This window comes from Peribacillus simplex (genome assembly GCF_030123325.1).
In the GTDB taxonomy this organism is placed as follows: domain Bacteria; phylum Bacillota; class Bacilli; order Bacillales; family DSM-1321; genus Peribacillus; species Peribacillus simplex_D.
In genome coordinates, this window is record NZ_CP126106.1 from 903016 (window position 1) to 929243 (window position 26228).

Genomic DNA, 26228 nt, shown 5'->3' on the forward strand with positions numbered 1-26228 from the left:
GAAGGACCAGTCGAATGTTTGCTCCACAGTTACTAGCACTTGTACCATTAATTCGACATGAATGTGCTTTTCTGGTTGCTGCTATTTTATTTTTCATTCTCTTTCAAAAAAGATTATTAGCATATAATTTAAAAGTGGGTCAGAGTATCTCGGAGAAAATAATAAAAAACAAAAGGCAGATTGATTCTGCCTTTTGTTTTTTAGCTTTAAAAATTCCCTGTTGGTCTTTCTAATATATATTGATTACTCCTATATGTGCTTTTGGTAATTTCATAGATGTTAAGATTTTTGACTTCTTCTATATCAACGCCTATGGGATCATTATGAATGCCAACAACAACCAAATCAACTGAACCCGGGGGAGACACAATTCTCAATTGTTATTTTTATGATCTTCATTACTTGTGATATCATTTTTGTTTAAAAATTCAATGATTCCATTCACCAATCCTGGGGATAATGGTAGTTCTGGATTTGTATAGGTTGCTAAATTTCCCTTTCGATCTTCAGGGGCCTCTTTCAATACATGATTCATCTTTTCGAGGATAAGTAATTCAGAATCGCTTTTTTCCTTATGTAACGCTTTTGCGTTAGTTGCCGGAACTTGAATATCTCTATTACCGTTTACGATCAGAACAGGGACATTCAGTTCCTTTACTGTTTCTATCGGGTTATATTGAATCCAAGAAATCAAGTAAGGTTGAACAGAAGGTCGGAATACACTTTGCAAATCAGCACTGACAGTCCCGACTTGTCTTCCTTGTTTTAGCTTTGCCAGTATATCTTTGGATTCCGTTAATAACGTCGGTGTCAGTTGCTCTTCAAGCTGTTTAATGAGTACTTGGTCAATGGGTTCGCCTGCACCCGCTAATGAAATGAATATGTCTGTTTCCGTTTTCTTTGCGGCTGCCATTCCAATTAAAGAGCCTTCACTATGGCCGATGATGCCGACTTTGGAAAAACGGCCGTCCTTTTTGGCAAATTGAGCCCAAGCAGCTGCATCATCAATATATTGTTCAAATCTTAGGTCCTTTTCTTTTCCAGCCAATTGCATATTATCACCAATTCCGCGCTTATCATACCTAATGCTTGCGATACCTTTTTCTGCAAGACTCTCGGCTAACATTTTTAAACTATTATTTTTTCCGGGATTTGCAATGGTGTTACCATCTTTATCGGTCGGACCAGAACCCGCAATTATAATCATCACAGGAAAAGGCCCTTCATTTTTTGGTGTTACCAAAAGGCCTTTAATGGTTCCGTTCTTTAAGTCGGCCTGCACGATTTCACCTGTTTCTTTCTCTAGAACTGCCTGATCCGATTTCTTAAGCAATTCAAAGGGGAACGCTTGCCCATTTTGAACAAATGTTCCTGAAATCCTTTCCTGATCTACTTTCCCATCAAATGTTATTTTCTGATTTTGGATGTCCATATCAAAAAACAAGTCTGACTTACTTAACTTTACACTTGTTAAGGGGAATTCGTTCAACCCTTGGACAGGAATGCTTATCGTTCCATCTTTTTTTGTAAAATGAACAATGATTGGAAGCGGTTGATTTGGAATCTTAATATCTCCCGCCCACCTGCCTTCAATAGCTTTCAATGATCTCACTTCCTTCGATTCCTCTTCCACCTGCACCGCGTCCTTGGTTCTGCAGCCTACCATTAATACAAAAGCACACATGATAATACATATAATCGCCAAAAGTCTTTTCATTATAGCCATTTCCTTTCTTTAATTAGAGATAAAAAGATATTTTTCATTAGTAACGTGTTTCTTTGTTTCAGTCATTCATATCCTTCTTCATTATAAGTAAGCATTAGTATATAATTCCAATATTTTCCCTTAATGTAGTGTTTATTTTCCCGGTTTATCCTTTTAAATATGGTGGCAATTGCGGCTGTGAAGAGGGAAATTTTAAAAAATATCGATGAGACATTCAATCGGACCGTCTTAATCCAGAGCGCTTAAGTCGGTGTCGTTCTCATGGTACTCTATTAAAGATAGGATATTAGGGCAAAATTAGAATTATTTGAATCAAACATTGACATCTAAAAGAAACTCTTTTAGAGTGGATTTGTAAATTAAATATCCTCGTTAGGTGAGGCTCCTGTGTAGGAGATACGCTACTGCCCAAAAATGTCGAAAGACGCCAATGGGTCAACAGAAACCATCGACATAAGGTGGTTTTTAATGTAGCTGGCTTTGTCCTATGCCACACAGTGCTAAAGCTCTACGAATGGAGGAACTGGATTTATGCTTGTATTTGTCATTCAGTCATATACGACTGTTTGTATTTGTCATTCAGACAATGTACGCATATAAAACCGTATTGAACACCTTCATTTGTAATGGAGGTGTTTTTATTTTTTCCTGGAGGTGAGGATAGTGGGGAACTATTCACGACGATATATTCGAAGCTTAATGAAAATTGAATGAACACAAAGATTTTGGAAGGGGAATAATAATATTTTTTTACTCTTAATATTTAAGGGAAATATTTTTTGGCTCCCCTAAAAAGGAGTGAGTGACGAAATGATAGAAATCCTGACGGAAGATCAGCTAACTTTACAAATCATAAAAGTTTTAAAGGAAGGAAAAAAGAAAGAATTTCAAGCAATATTAGAAGAACTCCAACCATATGACATTGCGCGAATTTTTGAGGGGCTGCCTGAAAAACACCATACACGCTTCTTGTTATTACTTGATTCAGAACAAATCGCTGAACTGATTCAAGAAGTTGAAAAAATACATCAATTGAAAATCCTTAGTAAATTAGGAATAGAGAAATCCGGCCATGTAATGGATCTAATGGATAATGATGACCTAGCTTCATTGTTAGAGGACCTATCCCCTGAAAAAATTGAAGAACTTCTTTCAGGTATGAAACAAGAAGAATCAAAAATCGTTCAAAATATCATGAATTATCCACCTGAAACGGCCGGGCGAATAATGACAAACCGTTTTGTATGGATACCCCAACACTATACGGTTCGGGAATCAGTTGAAAAGCTGAAGATCTTTGCGGAGTTTTCGGAAACGATCAATTATCTTTATGTAATAGATAATGATAAAAAATTAGTAGGTGTTGTGTCATATCGGGATTTAATAATAAATGATGAATCTGAAAAAATTCAAGATATTATGTATAGCCGGGTCATCTCCGTATCTGCTTATGAAGACCAGGAAGAGGTAGCTCGTGTTATTGAGCGATATGATTTTTTAGCAATTCCTGTAGTTGAAAAGAATAATGAATTATTAGGAATTGTGACCGTCGATGATATTATTGATGTTGTCATTAAGGAAGCGAATGAAGATATTGAAAAATTATCGGCCTCCGGTAAAGCTATAGACTTTGACACGAAGGCGCACGTGGCCGCATATCGTCGGCTACCCTGGCTCATTTTACTTTTATTTATCGGATTAGTGTCCGGAACTATAATAAGCGGTTTTGAAGAAACATTGTCCAAAGTTGTGGCACTTGCTTTCTTTATGCCGATGATCGCAGGGATGACTGGAAATACAGGTACTCAATCTTTAGCTGTTGTTGTAAGAGGCCTGATCATTAGTGATACGGATAAAGGTGTCGTAACCAGACTTATAGTACGGGAACTGAAAGTTGGAATGATAATAGGTTTTACCTGTGGCATATTAATTTCAATCATTGCTTATGTTTGGCAGGGAAATCCCGTTCTGGGATTAGTGGTTGGAAGTTCGTTAGTGATGACCCTAATTATCGGGACATTAGCTGGGACCATTATTCCCTTGATATTATATAAATTCAACATCGATCCCGCCGTTGCTTCTGGTCCGCTAATTACAACACTGAATGATATACTTTCGTTACTCATTTACTTTGGAATTGCAACGATGTTTATTTCAAAATTGATGTAGAATATCCATTAAACCAAGTTCACATATGCTTGCAAAGATTTTTCAAGGGCGAACATAGTCTCAAAGATTTCAGTACAAACTGTCCAGGTTGACGTTCTAATCGGGAATATAGATAAGAAGAAACAAAGCTGCAAGCTTAAACATTTGCCAAGCAGACAAAAAAATAGGGTGTTTCAAGCTGCGGCCTTTCCTCGGTATCCAAACGGGGAAAGGCCGTTAAATTTTCTTGGGAAGCGAACCGTATATGGTGGAAGTCCACGTACATTATTTATTCTTAAAATGAAAATTGAAGGTAATAAAGCCATTTCCAGATGGCCTTTATATGAATGAAAAACATGGGACATAATAGGTCGTAGCAAGTTTAGGATTTTCAGGAAAGGCTACATTAAGAATGTTATGGAAGCAATAGCCAATCATATTCTTTGACCTATGAACTTCATCAGTGATACGCTTCTTTTCGAAATTACGTATTCAAAACCAAGGAGGAACAATGATGACACAGACCAAACAACAAATGATCACCCTGGCAAATCGTCCAAAAGGTATGCCTTCAAAAGGAGATTTTAACTTTGTTGAGAGTGAAGTTCCCACACCAAAGGATAATGAAATTTTAGTACGTACACTATATTTATCTGTCGATCCATACATGCGTGGCAGAATGCAAGATACCAAGTCATATATTGCTCCATTTGAATTGAATAAGGTTATTACGGGTGGAGTTGTTGCAGAAGTTGTTGAGTCCAACTCGAATTCCTTCAAACAAGGGGATGTCGTTGTTGGGAATATCGACTGGGCGGAATACACAGTTGTCACCGAGAAGGAAATCCGCGTGATCGATCCCAAGGTGGCTCCGGTCACAACTCATTTAGGGATTCTTGGAATGACCGGTTTAACTGCTTACTTTGGCTTGCTTGATATTGGTAAACCTCAAGAAGGTGAAACTGTAGTGGTTTCAGGAGCGGCTGGAGCAGTTGGTTCAGTAGTCGGACAAATTGCTAAGATAAAAGGTGCTAAAGTCGTTGGCATCGCTGGTTCAGACGAAAAACTCGAGTACTTAACGAAAGAGCTCGGATTTGATGGGGCCGTAAATTATAAAAGAGATAGTTTCAAGACAGATTTAGCTAATGCTGTTCCCGATGGAGTCGATGTTTATTTCGATAATGTGGGCGGCGAGGTGTCCGATGCTGTTTTCACACTTTTGAATGCGAATGCCCGAATTCCATTATGTGGAGCGATTTCCTCGTATAATGAAGAAGGGAAAGATCTAGGGCCGCGTCTGCAATCGGCGATGATCAAAACGAGTGCCCTTATGAAAGGTTTCACAGTTGGAAATTATGCCGCCAGATTCCAAGAGGGGGCTACTGATTTAGGCAAGTGGCTTCAAGAGGGAAAGCTGAAGTATGAAGAAACGATTGTTGAAGGGTTCGAAAACACACCTGATGCATTTTTAGGTTTGTTTAAAGGAACGAACCTCGGTAAACAGCTTGTAAAAGTTGCGGAACCTGAATTCGCTCAACTATAAGATTATGGGAACACAGTGGAGGCGGGATCTTGTTAGACCTCCTGAAAATGAGGGTGTATTAAAAGAGCTGTTATTTCTAAAAAATCCCGTCAAAACAATAATAGAGGTCGAAGCACATCTTCTTAGCTAAAATTGATGTGCTTCGACCTTTTTTGTTTGGATATAGGGGTGTCCATTCCTGATCATTTACAAAGCATGTCCTTCATGAAAGATAATCAACCTTGGGAAGGAATAGGCAAAGGGTTCTCTGGATTTACATATGTTGGGATCAATGTCGTTTTCGGACAATTTGTCGCGGTGAATAACATCCGAGATAAGATCGTTATATATATCATCAATAATTTCGATACTAGTCACTAACATATGAAAGACCGTGTTTGTTGAAGTCATGACAGGGAGTTCCTTCTTGAAAGCCAGGACTTCGATATGAGTGGAAATCATACGAAAAGTAGGTGAAAAACAAAGGCATTCAAGAATTACTTACCCTTTACCGTATCTTTTGTTCCATATGAAGGATATTAAAAAAGGGTCTCTATAAACATAGCCCTCAGCATAATGTTATGATAAAGCGAAAAAATAGTTACCTAGGTAATCATTTAATGAAAGGGAAAATTGAAATGAGTAAAAATAAGCAGGGGCCCTCTTCAAAACCTCTGAAGTTGGATGTAATACATACGACATTTAAACAGGCTTTTGAATTAAAAAAGAATCCATTTCCTTGGATAAAAGCGTTAAGTGCAGGGATAGCGGCTGCCTCACCTGTTTTCATTGGCTTATTATTCGGCAATTTAGCGTACGGTTTACTGGCAGGAATAGGCGGGTTCACTTATTTATACGTATTTAACCAACCGTATCATCAAAGAGCTAAAAAGATTTTCTTTGTGATGGTGGGTCTTGCTTTATCTGTTGTATTAGGAACGCTTGTGGCTCCATACCAATTGGGAACAGCCATAATGATGGGGATCATCGGGGCAAGTGTTTTTTTTATTTTTGGTGCATTAAAGATTACCGGTCCTTCGGCGGTTTTCTTTGTCTTGAGTTTTGCGCTAGCGACAGGTATGCCCATTGATCAGACGCTTGCGCCGTTGCGTGGAAACCTTGTTTTATTGGGTGGGGCACTATCTTGGATAATCTGTATGTTAGGTTGGTTTTTCAATCCTCATGGACCAGAAAAGCTTGCTGTGGAAAAGGTGTACAGAGAATTGGGGGCATTCTTTGATTCGCTAGGCACCGGGAGATTCAATGCAGCAAGACAAAGAACGGTATTGGCGATGAAACAAGCGGAAGATACATTGTTAGCAGGGTTTTCAAACAGGCGAAGCTCAGATATGTTAAAGCGGTTGTTTCTATTGAATGACCATGCGAATGTCATTTTCTTGGAAGCATTGGAACTATCCTTGCACAAAAAGGTTGTGCTACCGCCAGAATTAGGACAATCGGTACGTGCCTTGGCCGACTCCCTTGCATCTAAAACTAAAAATGAATCAAAGATTCTTCAGCCGGACCAAATGCAACTAGAGGTGGAAAAGCTATTCGTTGAAATTTACAATGCAGATGCCATCATGAATGAACCGGTTAGTAAAATCCACCAAGAAGCATCAATCTCAAAGCCTTCTTTAAAAACGATTTTTCTTGGGGCGTTCGATAAGAACTCGATTGTCTTTCTCTCTTCCATCCGATATGGAGCAATCCTTACCATTGCAGCAATCATAGCCTATTCCGCCGATTTTAACCGTTCATACTGGATTCCCTTATCCTGTGCAGCCGTTATGTCAGGTGCGACCATCGTTGCCACATTTCATCGTGCGGTACAAAGGACCTTCGGGACAATCATCGGACTCCTGTTAGCAAGCTCAATTCTTGCATCCGTTCATAACGAGTTCATTATCGTTCTGATCATTTTGTGTTTGACAATCATTACAGAGCTTTTCATCGTACGGAATTATGGATTGGCGGCGATGTTTTTTACCCCTTCAGCATTGATCATGGCGGAATATTCAACTCAAAGCTATGATTTCAGTTTTTTTGCGACCGTAAGAATAACCGATATCGTCGTTGGGAGCATGATAGGTCTTCTTGGATCGCTGTTAATCGGCAGTCGATCGGCCTCAAGCCTTCTCAACCATTTGATGGCCAAAACGATTCGCAGCCAGGGGCAATTTCTGTTGGTGGCGTTCTCTGGACATGATAATGAACTTGCAATCGATGAAAGCAGTGAAAGGAACAAAATGCAAACCAATATGGTGAATCTATTAACGGTCTACAATGCGGCTCTTGGTGAGATATTCAAAAACAAGGCTAGACTGGAATCTCTTTGGCCCGTAATATTTTCAATAGAACAGTTGGGATATTATTTAAATGCAAGCTTGAAATTCTCTGATCGGTCGGTACTTTCAGAGCGTGAACTTGCTCAATTACTGTATGTTTTTGAAACAATGGCAATCGCTGCAGATAAGGGGCGGCCACTTACTAATAAAGAGGTTCCCGAAATTGAAGGGTACTCAAAAATCCGCCACGAAATTTTGGATCTTCAAAAAGCGCTACGGTTTAGCGGTGAAGCAACTGGCTAATCAGTCTATTGATTTTAATAAGGGAGTTCATATTTGACTCCCTTTCAAAAAAATGTATGAATGATTTCTTCGCCTCTGTCAATAGGATGAAATTGGCGGGATTATAGAAAAGTCTGTAAAAACGCCGGTTTTCATTATAAAATGTACTTACAAACAGAAAGGTGATGAACCATGTCAAACGTTGCTAAATTTCGTGATTTTTTAACTAGTGAGAAAATCTATATGAATGAGTTGAAAGAAGATGGGACCACCTTTTTTAGAGCTGAGCAAAAGTTAAAGGACGGGTGGAAGGTCCTCTTAGTATTTGCTTTCAATCAAGATGAAAATGTGGCGGACTTATTTTGCTTTAATGTCGCCGAGTTGAAGAATCCTGAAAAGAAACAGGATGTACATACACTGTTGAATGAATTTAATGCTAATTTTAGGTATTCCAAGCTGTATGAAGAAAATGGGACCATTTCCATTCGGCATTCATACTCCATTGAGGGGGACATCGTACCGGATCTGGCGTTCAGGAAGTTAATCATGCTGCTTGAAACAGCACAGCAGGTTTATCCGCGTTTAATGGAAGTCATTTGGTCTTAAATCAAATAGGATGAAAAAGTTCTCTGAATCAGGGGACTTTTAACATCTTTACTAGAGTGAATGAATATATTAACGTTACAATACATTAATTATTAATTTTTTTTAAAAGAACTGTTGCATTTTTTCACATTAAACTATATAATTAATTTTGTTAGTGATTCGACAAACTTCTACAAAGATATGCGGGTGTAGTTTAGTGGTAAAACCTCAGCCTTCCAAGCTGATGATGAGGGTTCGATTCCCTTCACCCGCTCCAATACATACTCATAACGTAGGGTTTCGTTACCTGGAGAACGAAGCTTTGCGTTTAAATATTATTACAAGAATTCTACTGTTTACAGTGGGATTTTTTTATTGTCCAAATTAACTGCATTCTATGGAAGCGGTAATACCGGATGTCATACCGTAACGAAAACCGGAGTTTTCTATTTATGGATGATCCTTCATCAGGGAGAGTGGGGATTTCGATGCAGCACATACTTGTTCAAAGAGATTAACTACGTTAGTAGAATCAGTTTGAATAAGTTTGTGCTTTTATCGTCCAAACTGAAAAAGTTGTGTAATTAGGTATGGCCGAACGGTTGAATAAAAGGATAGTAGTGCACGGCTAAAAATCATGAAAAGACCCCTTCCGATTGTGGAAGGGCTCAGTTCCGCTCAATGTTAATTATCCTTCTACAATCGAGTAAGTCCCTTCACCACCATGGATTTCAAGGAACATGTCCATCAAGGATTTCGTTAGCTGATCTGCTTCCGTGATTGGAGTATTGGGTTGTAAATATACGATTTGGATGGCTTTTTTCGTTCCTTCGGTGACTTTCGTGCGTTCTGAATCAACGTAAGGACTTCCGAATGCGCCATCATGATCGGCTGAAGTGATCATATTTTCCATGGAATTCAAGCGGCCGTTCAAACCGTCGTAACCATCTGCCCCTTCGCCAATCTTTATCGAGATGTCTCCTGATAATTTTTCCGCATCATAAATGCCGATCGGAACTTCATATAACAGCGAGAAGAAGTTATTCAAATCGATGGCTGAATGGATGGGTGTCAAGTAATTCTGGTTTTTTACGCGGCGGTAAAGGGCTTCCACGGAGGGGCGATACCGTGACGGGTTTGTTCCTGTAGCCTTGAAAATCTCCCGCCACGCTTTAATGCCGGAAAAGTCGGTCAATTCCTTTTCTTCAAGGTCGAAGAAAAGAGCTTCCTGAAATAGCTGAAGTCTTCCTTTCACCATTTGCGGGGAGGGACCCACTTCGATGTTTTCATATGTAATGATCCCAACTTTGAATTCAGGGATTTTACTGCTAAGATTAGCTGATACGGTAATTTCCAACCGTTTCACCTCCAAAAATGATTGCAATTAGTTTATCATAGATAGCAATGGTTTGAAATGGATTCAAGCTTCAATGGGAATACTGAATGAAGTAGGTGATTTATATGGATATGAACTCATTCAAGCAAGAAGTGATTTTATATAGTAAGGAAATCGGCATCGATAAAATCGGCTTTACATCGGCCACGGCTTTTACTGAATTGAAAGGTCGGCTGATACGTCAACAGGAACTGGATTATCAGTCAGGGTTTGAAGAAGCCGATATAGAAAAAAGGGTAAGGCCCGAATTGATATTCGATAAACCGCAATCCATCATTTCGATTGCGCTTGCTTATCCTTCGAAATTGAAGGATGCTCCGCAAAGTACAAAAAGTGAGCGGCGCGGGATCTTTTGCCGTGCTTCTTGGGGAACGGATTATCATACCGTTCTTCGTAATAGATTGCAGTTACTTGAGGATTTCATTAAAGATAAAGTGCCAGGGGCATTGACGAAATCCATGGTTGATACGGGCGAATTATCAGATAGGGCAGTGGCTGAACGTGCAGGAATTGGCTGGAGTGGAAAAAACAGTATGATCATCACTCCGGAATTCGGGTCTTATGTATATTTGGGGGACATGATTACCAACCTGCCATTTGAACCTGATCAGCCGATGGAAGATCAATGCGGGACATGCAATAAATGTGTCGATGTTTGCCCGACTGGTGCGCTCGTTCAGGGCGGGCAGCTAAATTCCAAGCGTTGCATTGCATTCTTAACGCAGACAAAAGGTTTCCTTCCGGATGAGTTCAGGACGAAAATAGGCAATCGTTTGTATGGGTGTGATACATGCCAGACAGTTTGTCCGAAAAACAAAGGAATGGATTTTCATTTTCATGAAGAGATGGAACCTGACCCCGAGCTGGCGAAACCGCTGTTGAAACCACTGCTTACGATTCCAAATCGGGACTTTAAAGAAACATACGGCCATGTTTCTGGATCTTGGCGTGGTAAGAAACCAATCCAACGGAATGCCATTTTAGCATTGGCCCACTTCAAAGATGAAACCGCATTGCCCCAATTGATACAGGTCATGAAGGATGATCCGCGGCCCGTAATCCGGGGGACAGCGGCCTGGGCAGTTGGGAAAATTGGAAGGGAGCAGGCCATTTCCATTCTGGAAGAAGCACGAATGAAGGAAACGGATGAAGAGGTACTCGCGGAAATTGAGAAAGGACTGCAGTTTACCTTGGAAACAAAATGATATCTAAAATGCAGTCGCCCCGTACATATTAACGGGGCGGCTTTTTTGCTTGAAATATTCCGGTGCCATCAAGGAAACCTTTTTAATAAGTTTCATTATATTTAAAGGATTGAAATGCCCGCATTAATATGAAGTTGTGTTTTTGTCCATGCCTTCATACATACACATTAGCATAGATGGTAAGAAGGAGGGCATGAACTTGAGGGAACAATTGCAACGCCTGTTACAAGAAAGAGTGGAGTTTTATACTTCCGATAATCTGGAACGGAGTGAAAGGAAGTTGCATTTGAAGAAGGAAATGATGAGGAACCGTGCTGCGGAAATTGTTCGGGTGAATGCGGCAGGAAAGGTGCATTCGAAGAAAAAGGAAGACAATGATACAGTCCTGACATATCATGTGCATCTGCAATATTTATTGAAACAGGAGGATTCATTTTATATAGAAGAAGAAATGGAAGAAAGGGAGGCCCGGTTTCGAAATGGGTATATAGTGGATGAACGTGAGCTGTTTCCCAGCTTTGAAACCGAAGAGGCACCGCAAAAATGTGATCCAGGCGCAGATCGTCTCGCATATAAGTATGATCGAATGAAGGCCGTCCAATATGCCGAGCGTTGGTGGAACGAATTCAATCCGGCTTATCATAAATTCACTGATGATTGTACAAATTACATTTCACAATGTTTACATGCGGGAGGAATACCGACGTGGGGGGCGCCAAACAAAAATAAGGGCTGGTGGATAAGGGGGAAAAGCTGGAGTTACACATGGACGACGGCCCATTCTTTATATCATCTGCTTAAAGCCGGGAATGCCATCAGGACAAAGCAGGTGGAGTCGGCCAGGGAATTGAATTTGGGTGATATCCTCTGCATAGATTTCGAAGGGGACGGACGGTTTGATCATAACTTGATCGTAACGGCAAAGGACCAGGACGGGATGCCGCTTGTGAATGCACATACGATGAACAGCCGTCACCGGTATTGGACATATGAGGATTCAACCAGATATACACCGAACATCGTTTATAAATTCTTTGTGATTTTGGATGGAAGGTGATTGGTTTTTAGTCTTTTTTGTTTAATGCTATAATTAAGGTGAAGTTCAAACTAGAGGTGAAAATGAAGTGTCAATACATGTAGTTTTATATCAACCACAGATTCCAGCAAATACAGGAAATATCGCAAGAACATGTGCAGGGACGGATACGTCTTTACATCTCATCCGCCCGCTCGGTTTCTCGACGGATGACAAACAGCTTAAACGGGCCGGACTCGATTATTGGGAGAATGTAAAGATCCATTATTATGATTCGTTAGATGAGTTTTATGAAAGAAATGCCGGCGGTGAATTTTATTACTTGACCAAATTCGGGGAACAGCCGCATTCCAGCTTCGATTACAGTGATCAAGACAGTGAAATATACTTCATTTTTGGCCGTGAAACGACGGGTCTTCCGAAAGAGCTGATCCAAGAAAATATGGACCGGTGCCTGCGGATTCCGATGACGGATAAAGTACGTTCCCTTAATCTGTCGAACACGGCTGCCATCTTGATTTATGAAGCACTGAGACAGCAAAATTACCGTGAATTGGATTTGAAAACAAAAGGTTGAGTTTCATCAATATCTAACTGTCATCGGGGGCGTTTGGGCCCCGATGATGGAGCTTTACTTTACATATTCTTAAGGGGTGGGAGCATTGAATAACATTATTGAGAAGATTTTAGATCACCGTTCCATTCGTTCTTTTGAGGACAAGTTATTGTCTGAGGAGCAAATCAATACGATTGTGGAATGTGCCCAAGCGGCATCGACTTCAAGCTATATTCAAGCGTATTCAATCATAGGGGTAACCGATCCCGAAAAGAAAGCCAAGCTTGCTGAACTTGCCGGACCACAATCATATGTAGAGAAGAATGGACATCTATTCGTCTTTTGCGCCGATTTATATCGTCAGGATATGGTTTCCGAAATGGAAAACAAGGACCTGTCCGAATCGATTGAAAGTACGGAGAAATTCATGGTTGCCTGTATCGATGCTGCTCTTGCGGCTCAAAATGCAGCATTGGCAGCAGAATCAATGGATCTTGGCATTTGCTATATAGGCGGGATCCGCAATAATCTCCCGGAAGTGTCAGCGATTTTGAATATACCGCATCGCGTTATACCATTATTCGGTCTAGTGGTCGGATATCCGAAAAACCGTTCGGATAAAAAGCCGCGTTTGCCGCTGGCCAATATCTATCATGAAAATGGATATCAGGAGGATAAGCAAGAGTTCACCGGACAACTTGAAGCGTATAATGAAACGATTTCCAATTATTATGATCTTCGCACTAATGGTAAACGAAAAGACACCTGGACCGAGCAAATGGCTGGAATGCTTGGTAAGAAAAGCAGGTTGTACATGAAAGATTACGTTGAGAAACAAGGATTTAAGAAGCATTGATTGTTGTAAATGGCCTATTAGGAATATTCTTGCCTTCCCCATAAGGGGCATCTTTCAATGAGCCAAGCAGTAGAGGTCCCGGAAATGTTTCCGGGACCTCTACTGCTTTCATTTGTCAGTAGGTATATACGGTTCGTCTCAAGAAATCCTGTCAGAAGTCCTTCTTATATACCCATGAAATTACCATTGACAATATATATATATAGAATTATAGTAATTAAGTAATAGATAATGATAATCATTTTCATTTGACTTTTTACTTACCTATTTTTCAGTAAATGGAGGTTGAAAAATGGTTCGCCTATATACAGAGAATTTAGAAATTGGTTATGGTGAACGTTTAATTGTAAAAGATCTCAGTGTGGAAATTCCGGATAAAAAGATCACAACGATCATCGGTTCAAATGGTTGTGGGAAATCGACACTTTTGAAAGCGATCACCAGAATCATTCCAAATCAATCAGGTTCGGTTGTTTTGGATGGGGTGAATATTTCAAAAGAAAGCACTAAGATCCTTGCAAGAAAAATGGCCATTCTTCCTCAGACTCCCGAGAGTGCAAGCGGTTTGACGGTTGGGGAGCTTGTATCATATGGGCGCTTTCCCTATCAAAAAGGTTTTGGGCGTCTCACCCAAAAAGACTATGATGTGATTGATTGGGCACTTGAAGTGACCGGCACGAAAGACTTCAAGTTCCGTCCGGTTGATGCTCTTTCAGGAGGTCAGCGCCAGCGTGTTTGGATTGCGATGGCCCTTGCCCAGGAAACGGAAATAATCTTCCTTGATGAGCCGACCACCTATTTGGACATGGCGCATCAACTGGAGGTTCTAGAATTATTACAGAGGCTGAATGTGGAACAGGGACGTACAATCGTCATGGTTCTTCATGATTTAAACCAAGCTGCTCGCTTTGCCGACTATATCATTGCCTTAAAGGATGGGGAAATAGTCAAAGCGGGAGATTGTGAAGAAGTCATCACTCATGAAGTGCTTAAGGAAGTCTTCCATATTGATGCGGTAATCGGACGAGATCAACGAACGAACAAACCAATGTGCAGCACATACAATTTATTAAAAGGAGATTTGACAACAAATGAAAAAGATAATGATCCCGTTTATTCTGCTGTTAGTGTTAATTATTAGTGCTTGCGGTAACGAGTCAACCGAAAAAGAGAAAAGCACTGCTTCAAAAAAGGAAAAATCACGTACAATCACGTACCAATCTGAAAATGGTCCTGTTGAAGTGCCTGCAGATCCTCAGCGTGTTTTAGTACTATCTTCTTTCGCAGGTAACGTAATGGCATTGGATGTTAACCTTGTAGGGGTTGATTCGTGGTCTAAAATGAACCCGAACTTTAAAGAGTTAAAAGATGTCGAAGAAGTGACGGACGAAAACCTGGAAAAAATCATCGAGTTGAATCCGGATTTAATCATTGGTTTATCAACGATTAAAAATGTTGATAAATTAAAGGAAATTGCTCCAACTGTAACGTATACATACGGAAAAGTGGACTATTTAACACAACATGTAGAAATCGGTAAACTTTTGAATAAAGAAAAAGAAGCCCAAGCATGGGTGGATGATTTCAAAAAACGGGCAAAAACCACTGGTGATGAAATTAAGGCTAAAATTGGTGAAGATGCTACCGTTTCCGTTTTTGAAAAGTTTGACAAGCAGTTCTATGTATACGGCGATAATTGGGGCCGTGGAACGGAAATCCTTTATCAAGAAATGAAATTGGGCATGCCTGAAAAGGTAAAAGAAACGGCATTGAAAGATGGTTACTTTGCTTTATCATTAGAAGTCCTGAAAGACTATGCCGGAGATTATGTGATTTTGAGCAATAACAAAGATCAGGACAATTCATTCCAACAAACAGATACGTTTAAAAACATACCTGCCGTTAAAAACAATCAACTATATGAAGCTGATGCAAAAAAATTCTACTTCAATGATCCAATAACATTAGAATACCAATTAGACTTCTTTTCCAAAAGTTTTCTTGGAAAATAATACAGCGAGGGAGAGGGATTCCAATTCCTCTCCTTTTATTCTATAAAAAAGAGATGAGAGAGACAGATGACTAATGAAAATCAACGTTTCATCCCATTTATATATAAACTGATCATAGGGATCGCTCTATTCATAGGCATGTTCATTGTTTCAATGGCATTTGGTGCGGCGGATGTTACCGTAAAAGATGTCTGGCAAGCACTGACATCAAATGCTGCTGGTGAAAAGCTTTCAATCATCCGGGAAATCCGTTTCCCTCGTGAAGTGGGGGCAATCTTTGTGGGTGCAGCACTTGCCGTTTCCGGTGCCATCATGCAGGGAATGACTAGGAATCCACTTGCTGATCCGGGGCTGCTTGGATTGACGGCAGGAGCCAATGCAGGTCTCGCCATTACTTTGGCATTCATTCCAAATGCCAATAATTTAGGGATCATGATTGCGTGTTTTATAGGTTCCGCTGTGGGGGCAACCATGGTTTTCGGGATCGGTGCGATGAAAAAGGGAGGATTTTCTCCTTTACGGATCGTATTGGCTGGTGCTGCAGTCTCTGCATTCCTTTTTGCCGTTTCGCAAGGCGTCGGCATATATTTCAAAGTATCAAAAGATGTATCGATGTGGACTGCAGGCGGGAATATCGGAACATCATGGGACCAGCTTCGTGTAATCGTCCCTTTCATTTTAATAGGCATCCTGATCTCCCTTTTCTTTTCCAGACAGCTCACCATACTAAGCTTAAGTGAAGAAGTGGCGGTAGGATTAGGTCAAAAGACAACACAAATAAAGGCGGTTCTCTTCGTAGTCATCATTCTCCTGGCAGGCGCTGCCGTTGCACTTGTTGGAAATATGGTATTCATCGGGTTAATGGTCCCCCATATGGTCCGGGCTTTCGTGGGTACGGATTATCGATTCATCCTGCCTATGTCCGCGATTTTAGGAGCCACTTTCATGCTACTTGCCGATACGATCGGCCGTACAATCAATTCTCCATATGAAACACCTGTGGTAGCGATTGTTGCGATGATAGGTTTACCTTTCTTCCTCCTAATCGTGCGTAAAGGAGGTAAAGCATTTTCATGATCCAGTCAGCTTTAGTCAAAAAACAGCGATGGATAGTAGGTGCGTTATCCGCACTCATTATCATTACGATCATTATAGGGACGTGTTCGGGATATTCGAATCTTTCTTTAGGGCGACTGATTCCAACACTTATCGGGCAAGGGACATTTAAAGAGGAATTCATATTATTTTCCGTCCGATTACCCCGAATCATCATCACCCTTTTAGCAGGCATGGCCCTTGCACTGTCGGGTGCCATTCTACAAGGGATCACACGTAATGATTTAGCCGATCCCGGAATCATCGGAATCAACTCAGGAGCAGGTGTGGCCATTGCCGCTTTCTTTCTGTTTTTCCCGCTTGACGCTGGTTCTTTTGTTTATATGGTTCCGCTTGTTGGTTTTATCGGAGCGTTACTGACGGCCTGTTTAATATATATCCTCTCATACAAGAGGAAGAGTGGACTTGAACCCGTCCGGTTAGTGTTGATCGGCGTAGGTTTTTCAATGGCGCTTTCAGGCCTGATGATTGTCCTCATTTCGTCAGCGGAACGAGCGAAGGTCGATTTCATCGCAAAATGGTTGGCAGGAAATATATGGGGCACGGATTGGCCTTTCATTTGGGCAATTCTTCCATGGTTAATCATTCTCATTCCATTCACTTTATATAAAGCAAATCGTTTGAATCTGCTTGGTTTAAGTGAACCGGTCGCAATTGGGGTCGGTGTATCGATCGAAAAGGAGCGGATCGTACTGCTGATCACGGCTGTGGCATTGGCAGCGGCTGCCGTTTCTGTTACAGGCGGAATTGCATTCATTGGTCTCATGGCCCCGCATATAGCAAAATCCTTGGTAGGGCCTCGAAATCAACTATTCATTCCGGTTGCCATTTTAATTGGTGGATGGCTATTGTTGCTTGCCGATACAATAGGCCGTAATATGATTGAACCCGAGGGGATTCCTGCAGGTATCATGGTTGCATTGATCGGTGCTCCTTATTTCATGTATTTATTGTTGAAAAAATAAGTTATTGTTAAAATCCCTTGAAATCATTCAGGGGATTTTATGTTTTTTGGTTCTTCTGTAATTTTCCGTTTTTAATCATGTATTATCTATATCTATTTATTTCATCAGGATTCAAGCGTTTCGCTTCGAAATAAAATACTTGAATGAACTTTTTTGTATTTACCCGGGTAGGTGTAAGAACTATTTTTGAATCATTTTGCAGTTCTTTCATCTTTTGGCGAACGACTGTGAAATCAAAAAATTTGGAAGCGTAATTTTCAAACTTCGGATTCGAAAAATCCGTTAAACCAAGCGAAGCGAAATGATTTAACGAATGGTTAATCGTTCTGCGTATTCGTTGTTCGGCAGCCTTTATTTCCCGATTGATATCAACCGGCAAAGCTGCTGTTCCGAGCTTTTTTTTGGTGATTTCTACAAAGATCTCTTTAAGGGTGGGGAAATGCTGTCCAAAAGTAAAAGTCCGTTCATACATAAATAAATATTGAAGCATTTCGATTAAATCTTTTGCCCCATTTTCTCCGACGATCCCTAATTCCGATAAAAGGAATTCGCCCACCTCCCTTATACTTTTTTCATGAAAACTATTTGATTTATCAACAACTTTTGGCTGCTCAAAATTCAATACACCATTTAAAGAGGCTTGGATATTAGTGATCGATCTTTCTAAATGAATGCGTTCCATAACTTTTCGAATGACTGTTAATATTTCAATCCGATTGATTGGTTTAGTAATATAATAATCGATTCCGAGCGAGTATGCCTCGCCAATCAACTCCTTGGATTCAACCTGCGAAATCATTATTATTTTCCCGTTAAATGTACTTTTTATATGACGAAGTGTCTCAATGCCATCCCGGATAGGCATTAATAAATCAATAAATAATATATCAATTTGTTTTAAATTCAAAATATGCCCTTCTAATAGACTGCCATCTTCCGCTTCCTCCACCACTTCACCTAAATCTTCGTTCTCTATAATCTGGCTTAAGTTTGAACGTATGGCACAATCATCATCTGTTATAAAAAAACGCATGGAATCACCCTTTCTGAATCAATTTACGGATTGGTAACTTTATTGAAAAAACAGCGCCATTAAAACTATTCTCAAATAGGATATCCCCCCCCAGTTCTTTCACGACTTCTTTAACATATGAGAGTCCAATCCCTGTTGAAGGTGTCCCGAACTGATCATACTTTGATGTGAAACCAGGTTTGAATATGACAGTCTGATATTTTTGAGGAATTCCAGGTCCGGTATCAGCAACCTTGAATTCTACATTGTCGCTAATTTCACACAAACTTAAACGGACGATTCCCTTTTCTTTAATTGCTTCCACTGCATTGGCGACTAAATTATTGAAAAGAGATAACACGGTATATACATGATAAGGCGAATCGTTTTTTCCTTCCAATGAGTATTCAAATTGAATGTCCTTTCCTAATGATAAGGCATATTTTTCATTAATTCGGATAATTAAATGAAAAAGTTCAGCAGCATTCATATAATCTTTAAAACTCTCATTGGAGATCAATTTTGAGAGACCAGCAAAAATCCGTTGATTATCTTTCTTGACTTCATGCATTTCACCCGCGATGCGTAATGCTTTTTGACTATATGGCTCTGTAAGATCATGAAGTTGCTTTTCCCGCTTTTCCCGCTTTTCCAATGCTTTTAATTCGCGATACAAATCATATGATTTCTTTGTAATATTCTCAGCATTTTTTAATGTTTTTTTTAAATGAATCGTTTCCTCGTATAAATTGGAAATGAGCATCAGCATATGTTCATTTTGTTTTCTGATTTGCCTCTCCCTTGATTGTGCTTCATAAAGTTTCATCATATTAAAAAAGCTCAAAACGATAAAACTGTGGCCGAATGCGATCACGATCATCTCATTTAGTGAACCAAACGTAATCGTTGTTTCCAACACAATATATTGAAAGATTAATTCTACGGAGTCGGACAATATTTCGATAATGAGACCAATAAATCCAATAATCAAAGTTCGATTTTGAAAGCGGTTGATTTTCGCAAAATAGAATAGAACGGAATAGGTAAAATAAAAGAAAAAACTAGGATAATGAGCGTGAAAAGCGGAAATCCAGGAGAAATTATCCTGCATGAAAAAGTCGATTAGAACACGAAATATCACAACCATTGTTCCTGTCAAGATGCCCGAAAATATGGCAGGCGTTTTTTGTAATAATAGTAAAAAGAAGAAAAATGCAGGCACACCAAAACTTACCCGAAACGTTTCATTGAAAGGATAAAAACTCAATTCGCCTGCTAATGGCACTGTTAACAACATCAAAGCAAGGACATAGACCTCTTTTTTCATTAACGAACTGAGATACAAGTCGTCACCTCCTAATTTGTTTAAAAAATCAGTATACAGTTTCATCGGCTTCAATACAACGCTTACTTTGTTCCTGAATAGAACGGCTTATAATCAATTATGGCAAAACCAATCTGTTTTTCTATCCACAAAAAATGGTAACGGGACATGTGAGATGATCACGTTTTTTAGTGGATTTTTATTTTTTAGATTTTGTAGGTTTTCGTATGATTATGTAGTTCCCGATTTAAAATTAATGGTAGGTAGAAATTTATGAAAGCGCTTAACAATTTTTAGAATATTCATTATGTTTTCATCGAATCTATTACATGTAAGCTTGATGGCATTCGGTAAAACGTTCATATAGAAAATATAATGATACAACAACTGAAGAGGTGGAAGAATGTGATTGAAGAATTGTCAAAAGAGTATGACATTCATGTTAATAGTCAAAGAAAATCCGACTTAGATGAATGGGTGGCACATTACAGATCCTTTGCTATTGAAGGACAAACCGCTAATTATATACCGGCATTGAGAAATGCACATTTATCGCAATTGGGCATTACCATACTGGAGCCGGGTGGAACAATGATCAAGTCAGGGGATTGGGAAGTTCCTTTCACGCTGCAAAGTATTTCAAAAGTGCTTAGCTTTATAGCTGCATGTTTGGGTCGCGGCATTTCTTATGTGTTAGATAGGGTCGATGTGGAACCGACTGGGGATGCTTTCAATTCAATTATTCGTTTAGAAATGCATAAGCCGGGAAAGCCGTTTAATCCTATGATAAATGCCGGGGCGATTACCGTAGCTTCGCTTCTCCCAGGGGATTCTTCACAAAAGAAATTGGAATTTCTCTATGCATTATTTGAAAATTTGTTAGGGAAGCGCCCGACCATCAATGAGGAAGTGTATCAATCCGAGTGGCAAACCTCTCATAGAAATAGAGCTTTAGCTCACTATTTAAAAGAGACGAATTATTTGGAATCGGAAGTAGAGGAAGCTTTAGAGGTTTACCTCATGCAATGTTCCATAGAAGTAACCACAGAAGACATAGCCTTGCTTGGACTGATTCTTGCTCAAGATGGTTACCATCCCGTTCGTAAAGAACAAGTAATCCCTAAAAAAGTGGCTAAGCTGGCCAAAGCATTAATGCTTACTTGCGGTATGTACAATGCTTCGGGGAAATTTGCGGCTTTTATTGGGGTGCCGGCCAAAAGTGGAGTATCTGGCGGGATTATGGCACTAGTTCCTCCAAGTGCCAGAAGCGGAATGCCTTTTCAAGATGGATGTGGCATTGGTATTTATGGACCAGCCATCGATGAATATGGGAATAGCGTAGCAGGTAGTTTGTTATTGAAACAAATGGCACAAGAATGGGATTTAAGCATTTTCTGAAATGCGGAAAAGTTTGGTTCCGGTGTAATTAATAGAAGCAATAAGGGGACATCCTTAAGATTTCCTCATCAATTTCCAAACTTTTACAAGAGGTGATGTAAATGCAGCAATTACTTTAAGATGTAATTGGACGCACTAGCACGCACTAGCACAAATCATTAATCCAGTTACTTTTAAACGTAAGGAATAATTTTTGGAAAGCATGGTGAAAAATATATGAATAATATGCAGCGAAAGATGGGAACATTTTCGTTAATGATGGTAGGACTCGGGTCCATAATTGGCTCAGGTTGGTTATTCGGAGCTTGGAGAGCGGCACAGATTGCAGGACCCGCCGCCATTATCTCTTGGATTATCGGGATGGTTGTTATTTTATTTATCGCACTATCTTACAGTGAATTAGGGTCTATGTTTCCTGAAGCTGGGGGAATGGTAAAATACACACAGTACTCTCATGGTTCTTTTTTAGGGTTTATTGCAGGCTGGGCAAACTGGATTGCAATCGTTTCCGTAATTCCAGTTGAAGCGATTGCTTCTGTTCAATATATGAGCTCATGGCCATGGGAATGGGCACAGTGGACACATGGTTTAGTAGAAAATGGAAGTCTTACTGGGGGAGGCTTGGCAATTGCCTCTGTATTGCTGATCGTCTACTTTTTATTAAATTACTGGACAGTCAGTTTGTTTTCGAAAGCTAACTCATTTATTACAGTCTTTAAGGTCATTATTCCTGGACTTACGATTGGATCACTTTTATTTGCCGGGTTTCATGCATCCAATTTTACATCTGCAGGAAGTATCGCTCCTAATGGTTGGGCAAGTGTACTTACAGCTGTAGCAACTTCTGGTATCATCTTTGCATTTAACGGTTTTCAAAGTCCGATTAATATGGCAGGTGAGGCAAAGAATCCTGGACGTTCGATTCCAATTGCAGTAATTGGCTCCATTTTAATTGCAACGGTCATCTACGTTTTATTACAGGTTGCGTTTATTGGAGCCGTTGACCCGTCCATGATTGTGAATGGATGGCAACATTTGAATTTCAATTCACCGTTTGCTGACTTAGCAATTGTTTTAGGCATAAACTGGTTGGTTATTTTACTATATGTGGATGCTTTTATTTCTCCTTCGGGGACAGGAATAACATACACGGCGACAACGTCACGAATGCTTTATGGAATGGAAAAGAATAAATATTTGCCAAGCGTGTTTGGAAAACTGCATCCTCTTTATGGTATCCCGCGTCAAGCCATGTTTTTTAATCTAGGCGTATCTTTCTTATTTTTATTCATGTTTAGAGGCTGGGGCGTATTGGCAGAGGTTATTTCAGTTGCGACTTTAGTCTCTTATATTACAGGTCCAGTTACTGTTATGACATTAAGACGCACAGGTCAGAACTTGTACAGACCATTACGTTTAAAAGGATTAAGCATCATTGCACCACTGGGCTTTGTTTTTGCTTCTTTGGTTCTATATTGGGCAAGATGGCCGCTGACAGGTCAAGTATTATTTATCATTATGGCTGGTCTTCCCGTTTATTTCTATTATCAATCAAAAATAAAATGGAAGGGATTCCGCCAAAACTTTTCAGCAGGGCTTTGGATGGTTGTTTACTTACTTTGTATGATGACCATTTCATACTTAGGCAGTGAAAAGTTTGGTGGACTAAACATAATCCCATTTGGTTTGGATATGGTCATCATTACATGTTTATCTCTAGGGTTTTATAGTTGGGCAATAAAGAGTGGTTTCCAAACGGAATATTTGGAACAAGGACAAAAAGTAAATGAAGACTTAAGATCGATGGAGAATAACATTGCATCTCAAACGGATAAAAAGAACGCTGGATGAATGATGAAGCCACTTCATTGAAAGTCATGCTCCAATAAGCTATTACATTCGTTGAATGACTTCGAAAGTGCTTCTTTCTATTTATATTTATGAGGACACCAAAAAGGGGGACGGCAAATTTAATTTGCTGTCCCCCTTTTTGGAATTTAAGAAAAGGCTGTTATTTTTTTATTTCACACCTGGTTTATCTTCATACCCGGCAGTGAAGATAGCGGCTAAAAATGTAATAGCAACTCCAACGATAATAACTGTGCCCATGTTGTGACCTCCTTTTACCCATATTGTCCCACTTAAGTATAGGCTTAGTATACCCTAATTTTTAGCAGGAGTGCACACAAATTTTCTTGCCGGCATATTTATCATCATTTCTCAATGATTAAGCCTTTTTCGATACATGGAGATACAAAGGGGATTCGAAACAATGCCCGGCCACTTTTTAAAGTCTGACATGTTTGTCAGACTTGGAGCATAGATTTAAGTATTCTCTGAAAGTGACAGGGGGAGGTTCCTTAATGGATATTTTAAAGAAAATCGAAAAATTTAGAGAAGATGAACAGAAGCTGAAGTGGGAAGGCACCTTCGCAGAGTACTTAGAAATATTGAAAGAAACGCCTTTAGTTGCTCAATCTGCTCATTCACGTGTATACAACATGATCAGAGATGCAGGGATAGAGGAAGTAAATGGAACAAAGAAATACAATTTTTTCAGCGGTCAGTTGTTTGGCCTGGAGGATTCACTGGAAAGGCTCATCGAGGAATATTTCCATCCGGCGGCAAAACGGCTCGATGTCCGTAAGCGGATATTGCTTCTCATGGGTCCAGTGTCAGGTGGGAAATCCACACTCGTTTCTTTACTGAAGCGTGGACTTGAAAATTATTCGTTAAAAGACACTGGTGCGATTTATGCAATAAAAGGATGCCCGATGCATGAAGATCCCCTGCATCTTATTCCGCAGTATTTACGGGATGATTTTTATGAAGAATATGGCATCCGGATTGAAGGAAACCTATCGCCGCTGAATGTAATGAGGTTAGAACAGGAGTATGGAAGCAGGATTGAAGATGTGATGGTCGAGCGTATTTTCCTTTCAGAGGATAAGCGTGTTGGAATTGGAACATTCAGTCCTTCAGACCCTAAGTCACAGGATATTGCTGATTTGACGGGCAGCATCGATTTTTCGACCATTGCCGAATACGGATCGGAATCAGATCCGCGTGCCTATCGCTTTGATGGCGAGCTGAATAAGGCGAACCGCGGGATGATGGAGTTCCAGGAGATGCTGAAGTGTGATGAGAAGTTCTTATGGCATTTGTTATCATTGACACAAGAGGGGAATTTTAAAGCAGGCCGTTTTGCATTGATCAGTGCAGATGAACTCATCGTGGCTCATACGAATGAAACGGAGTATAAAGCGTTCATTTCCAACAAGAAAAATGAAGCATTGCATTCCCGTATCATTGTCATGCCTATTCCATATAATCTTAAGGTTACCGAGGAAGAAAAGATTTATGAAAAAATGATCCGTGAAAGTGATGTCTCGGATGTTCATATAGCTCCGCATACATTAAGGGTGGCGGCAATCTTCAGCATCATGACCCGCCTGAAGGATCCAAAAAAGGGCGATATTGATTTAGTGAAAAAGATGAGGCTTTATGATGGGGAAAATGTCGAAGGATTTAATTCCGCAGACATCACTGAATTGAAAAAAGAATACCAGGACGAAGGCATGAGCGGAATCGATCCGCGTTACGTGATTAACCGAATTTCCTCTACGATCATTCGTAAGGAAAATCCGTCCATTAATGCTTTGGATGTACTTATGTCATTAAAGGCAGGTCTTGATCAGCATCCGTCCATTACGAACGAACTTCGGGAGAGGTATTTGAATTTCATCTCACTGGCACGTAAAGAATACGATGCCATTGCAAAAAATGAAGTGCAAAAGGCATTTGTTTATTCGTATGAAGAGTCGGCGAAGATCCTCATGGATAACTATCTTGATAATGTCGAAGCATACTGCAATAAATCCAGGCTGCGCGATCCATTGACCGGGGAGGAAATCAACCCTGATGAAAAATTGATGCGCTCGATAGAAGAGCAAATTGGAATATCCGAGAATGCAAAAAAAGCATTCCGCGAAGAAATATTGATTCGCATTTCTGCATATGCGCGTAAAGGGAAGCGATTCGATTATAATTCCCATGATCGTTTACGGGAAGCAATCCAGAAAAAACTATTCGCGGATTTGAAGGATGTCGTTAAGATCACTACTTCAACGAAGACACCAGACGAAAGGCAACTGAAGAAAGTGAACGAGGTCATCACGAGACTTATCGACGAGCACGGATATAATTCGACTTCAGCCAATGATTTGCTGCGCTATGTGGGCAGCTTGTTAAATCGGTAATCCATAATTTTTTGCCCCTGCCCCATATCGGGCAGGGGTTTATCCCCTTTTGCGGAAGGTGGGTTGCTTGAAAAGTGGATTAGCGGAAATCCAATCAATTCCTTTCAAATTCTGAATTCATATTGAAATCATGCATCTTTTGAAGGTGTTAAAGGGTTCTTTGACAAGGAATGGAAATAATGAACCAAACAAAGCACCGGGCCCTACAGAATGGAAGGGTGCCCAGTGCTTTTGATTTTTTATTTAGTTACATTCAAGCCATACTGCTCAATAAGTGTAATTAGCTGATTCGGTGATAGCTTGTCTTCGCTATGATCGATTTTAATTTCCCCATCATCAACATCGATGATCGCACGTTCCACACCTTCCGTTTTCAAAAGTATGGACTCCAGATTTAAAATCGGGCCTTCTGACGTTGCTTCCTTTACATAAAGGGTAGTTGTTTGCAAACTTCTTGCACCTCCTTACATTTGCTCATAATGTTTTATCTATACCCCATATTTCCATTAGATATGTTACGTTTTGGATTTGGAAATATTGGG

21 protein-coding genes, 1 tRNA gene and 1 riboswitch are annotated in these 26228 nt (G+C 40.0%); of the genes, 17 read left to right on the forward strand and 5 right to left on the reverse strand.

Annotated elements, in window-relative coordinates; genetic code table 11:
- Positions 1-373: 373 nt before the first annotated feature.
- Complete coding sequence (locus QNH43_RS04325) at positions 374-1717, reverse strand: alpha/beta hydrolase family protein (RefSeq protein WP_283916922.1); 1344 nt, start codon at positions 1715-1717, stop codon at positions 374-376.
- A gap of 370 nt (positions 1718-2087) precedes the next feature.
- A riboswitch (M-box (ykoK) riboswitch) is annotated at positions 2088-2253 on the forward strand.
- A gap of 283 nt (positions 2254-2536) precedes the next feature.
- Between QNH43_RS04325 and mgtE the strand changes: the two genes are divergently transcribed.
- From mgtE to QNH43_RS04355, 6 genes are all read left to right on the forward strand, one after another.
- Complete coding sequence (gene mgtE, locus QNH43_RS04330; protein ID WP_283916923.1) at positions 2537-3895, forward strand: magnesium transporter; 1359 nt, start codon at positions 2537-2539, stop codon at positions 3893-3895.
- A gap of 493 nt (positions 3896-4388) precedes the next feature.
- Complete coding sequence (locus tag QNH43_RS04335) at positions 4389-5417, forward strand: NADP-dependent oxidoreductase (RefSeq protein ID WP_283916924.1); 1029 nt, start codon at positions 4389-4391, stop codon at positions 5415-5417.
- Between the two features lie 204 nt (positions 5418-5621).
- Complete coding sequence (locus tag QNH43_RS04340; protein WP_283916925.1) at positions 5622-5777, forward strand: hypothetical protein; 156 nt, start codon at positions 5622-5624, stop codon at positions 5775-5777.
- 257 nt (positions 5778-6034) lie between these two features.
- Complete coding sequence (locus tag QNH43_RS04345; protein WP_283916926.1) at positions 6035-7987, forward strand: FUSC family protein; 1953 nt, start codon at positions 6035-6037, stop codon at positions 7985-7987.
- A gap of 171 nt (positions 7988-8158) precedes the next feature.
- Positions 8159-8572, forward strand: a complete 414-nt coding sequence (locus tag QNH43_RS04350) for a YbjN domain-containing protein (RefSeq protein WP_076367717.1) — start codon at positions 8159-8161, stop codon at positions 8570-8572.
- Between the two features lie 182 nt (positions 8573-8754).
- Positions 8755-8828 (forward strand) — tRNA-Gly (locus QNH43_RS04355).
- 411 nt (positions 8829-9239) lie between these two features.
- On the opposite strand, the gene QNH43_RS04360 is transcribed toward QNH43_RS04355, so the two are convergent.
- The gene (locus QNH43_RS04360) at positions 9240-9908 is read right to left on the reverse strand and encodes a B3/B4 domain-containing protein (protein ID WP_283916927.1); all 669 of its coding nucleotides are present in this window, start codon (positions 9906-9908) and stop codon (positions 9240-9242) included.
- 104 nt (positions 9909-10012) lie between these two features.
- Between QNH43_RS04360 and queG the strand changes: the two genes are divergently transcribed.
- The 8 genes from queG (at position 10013) to QNH43_RS04400 (ending at position 17693) form a co-directional block, all read left to right on the forward strand.
- Positions 10013-11152 (forward strand): tRNA epoxyqueuosine(34) reductase QueG, encoded by a 1140-nt coding sequence (gene queG / locus QNH43_RS04365; protein ID WP_283916928.1) that lies wholly within the window; start codon positions 10013-10015, stop codon positions 11150-11152.
- A gap of 199 nt (positions 11153-11351) precedes the next feature.
- Positions 11352-12209, forward strand: a complete 858-nt coding sequence (locus QNH43_RS04370; protein WP_283916929.1) for an amidase domain-containing protein — start codon at positions 11352-11354, stop codon at positions 12207-12209.
- Positions 12210-12276: 67 nt separating this feature from the next.
- Positions 12277-12765: a tRNA (uridine(34)/cytosine(34)/5-carboxymethylaminomethyluridine(34)-2'-O)-methyltransferase TrmL gene (gene trmL / locus QNH43_RS04375; protein ID WP_283916930.1), complete on the forward strand. Its 489-nt coding sequence runs from the start codon at positions 12277-12279 to the stop codon at positions 12763-12765.
- Between the two features lie 85 nt (positions 12766-12850).
- Positions 12851-13600 (forward strand): oxygen-insensitive NADPH nitroreductase, encoded by a 750-nt coding sequence (nfsA, locus tag QNH43_RS04380; protein ID WP_283916931.1) that lies wholly within the window; start codon positions 12851-12853, stop codon positions 13598-13600.
- A gap of 292 nt (positions 13601-13892) precedes the next feature.
- Complete coding sequence (locus QNH43_RS04385; RefSeq protein ID WP_283916932.1) at positions 13893-14741, forward strand: ABC transporter ATP-binding protein; 849 nt, start codon at positions 13893-13895, stop codon at positions 14739-14741.
- Entirely contained in the window at positions 14692-15612 is a 921-nt protein-coding gene (locus QNH43_RS04390) for an iron-hydroxamate ABC transporter substrate-binding protein (protein ID WP_283916933.1), read from the forward strand. Before QNH43_RS04385 ends, QNH43_RS04390 begins: the two co-directional genes overlap by 50 nt.
- A gap of 66 nt (positions 15613-15678) precedes the next feature.
- On the forward strand, positions 15679-16689 hold the full coding sequence (locus tag QNH43_RS04395) for a FecCD family ABC transporter permease (protein WP_283916934.1): 1011 nt from the start codon (positions 15679-15681) through the stop codon (positions 16687-16689).
- The gene (locus tag QNH43_RS04400) at positions 16686-17693 is read left to right on the forward strand and encodes a FecCD family ABC transporter permease (protein ID WP_283916935.1); all 1008 of its coding nucleotides are present in this window, start codon (positions 16686-16688) and stop codon (positions 17691-17693) included. Before QNH43_RS04395 ends, QNH43_RS04400 begins: the two co-directional genes overlap by 4 nt.
- Positions 17694-17775: 82 nt before the next feature.
- Here the strand turns inward: QNH43_RS04400 and QNH43_RS04405 are convergent, their stop codons facing one another.
- Positions 17776-18726, reverse strand: a complete 951-nt coding sequence (locus tag QNH43_RS04405) for a response regulator (protein WP_283916936.1) — start codon at positions 18724-18726, stop codon at positions 17776-17778.
- Positions 18727-18730: 4 nt separating this feature from the next.
- Positions 18731-20002, reverse strand: coding sequence for a sensor histidine kinase (locus tag QNH43_RS04410; protein WP_283918280.1), 1272 nt, complete (start codon positions 20000-20002; stop codon positions 18731-18733).
- A gap of 435 nt (positions 20003-20437) precedes the next feature.
- Here QNH43_RS04410 and QNH43_RS04415 point away from each other — a divergent pair, with 435 nt between their 5' ends.
- The 3 genes from QNH43_RS04415 to QNH43_RS04425 all read left to right on the forward strand — a co-directional run bounded on the left by QNH43_RS04415 (position 20438) and on the right by QNH43_RS04425 (position 25686).
- The gene (locus tag QNH43_RS04415; protein WP_283918281.1) at positions 20438-21427 is read left to right on the forward strand and encodes a glutaminase; all 990 of its coding nucleotides are present in this window, start codon (positions 20438-20440) and stop codon (positions 21425-21427) included.
- A 216-nt stretch (positions 21428-21643) separates the two neighbouring features.
- Positions 21644-23278, forward strand: a complete 1635-nt coding sequence (locus tag QNH43_RS04420) for a glutamate/serine transporter AimA (RefSeq protein WP_283916937.1) — start codon at positions 21644-21646, stop codon at positions 23276-23278.
- Between the two features lie 512 nt (positions 23279-23790).
- A complete protein-coding gene (locus QNH43_RS04425; RefSeq protein ID WP_283916938.1) occupies positions 23791-25686 on the forward strand; it encodes a PrkA family serine protein kinase in 1896 nt (631 codons plus the stop codon).
- Positions 25687-25925: 239 nt separating this feature from the next.
- Here QNH43_RS04425 and QNH43_RS04430 read toward each other — a convergent pair whose 3' ends face one another.
- Positions 25926-26135 (reverse strand): hypothetical protein, encoded by a 210-nt coding sequence (locus QNH43_RS04430; protein ID WP_063235974.1) that lies wholly within the window; start codon positions 26133-26135, stop codon positions 25926-25928.
- Between the last annotated feature and the right edge of the window lie 93 nt (positions 26136-26228).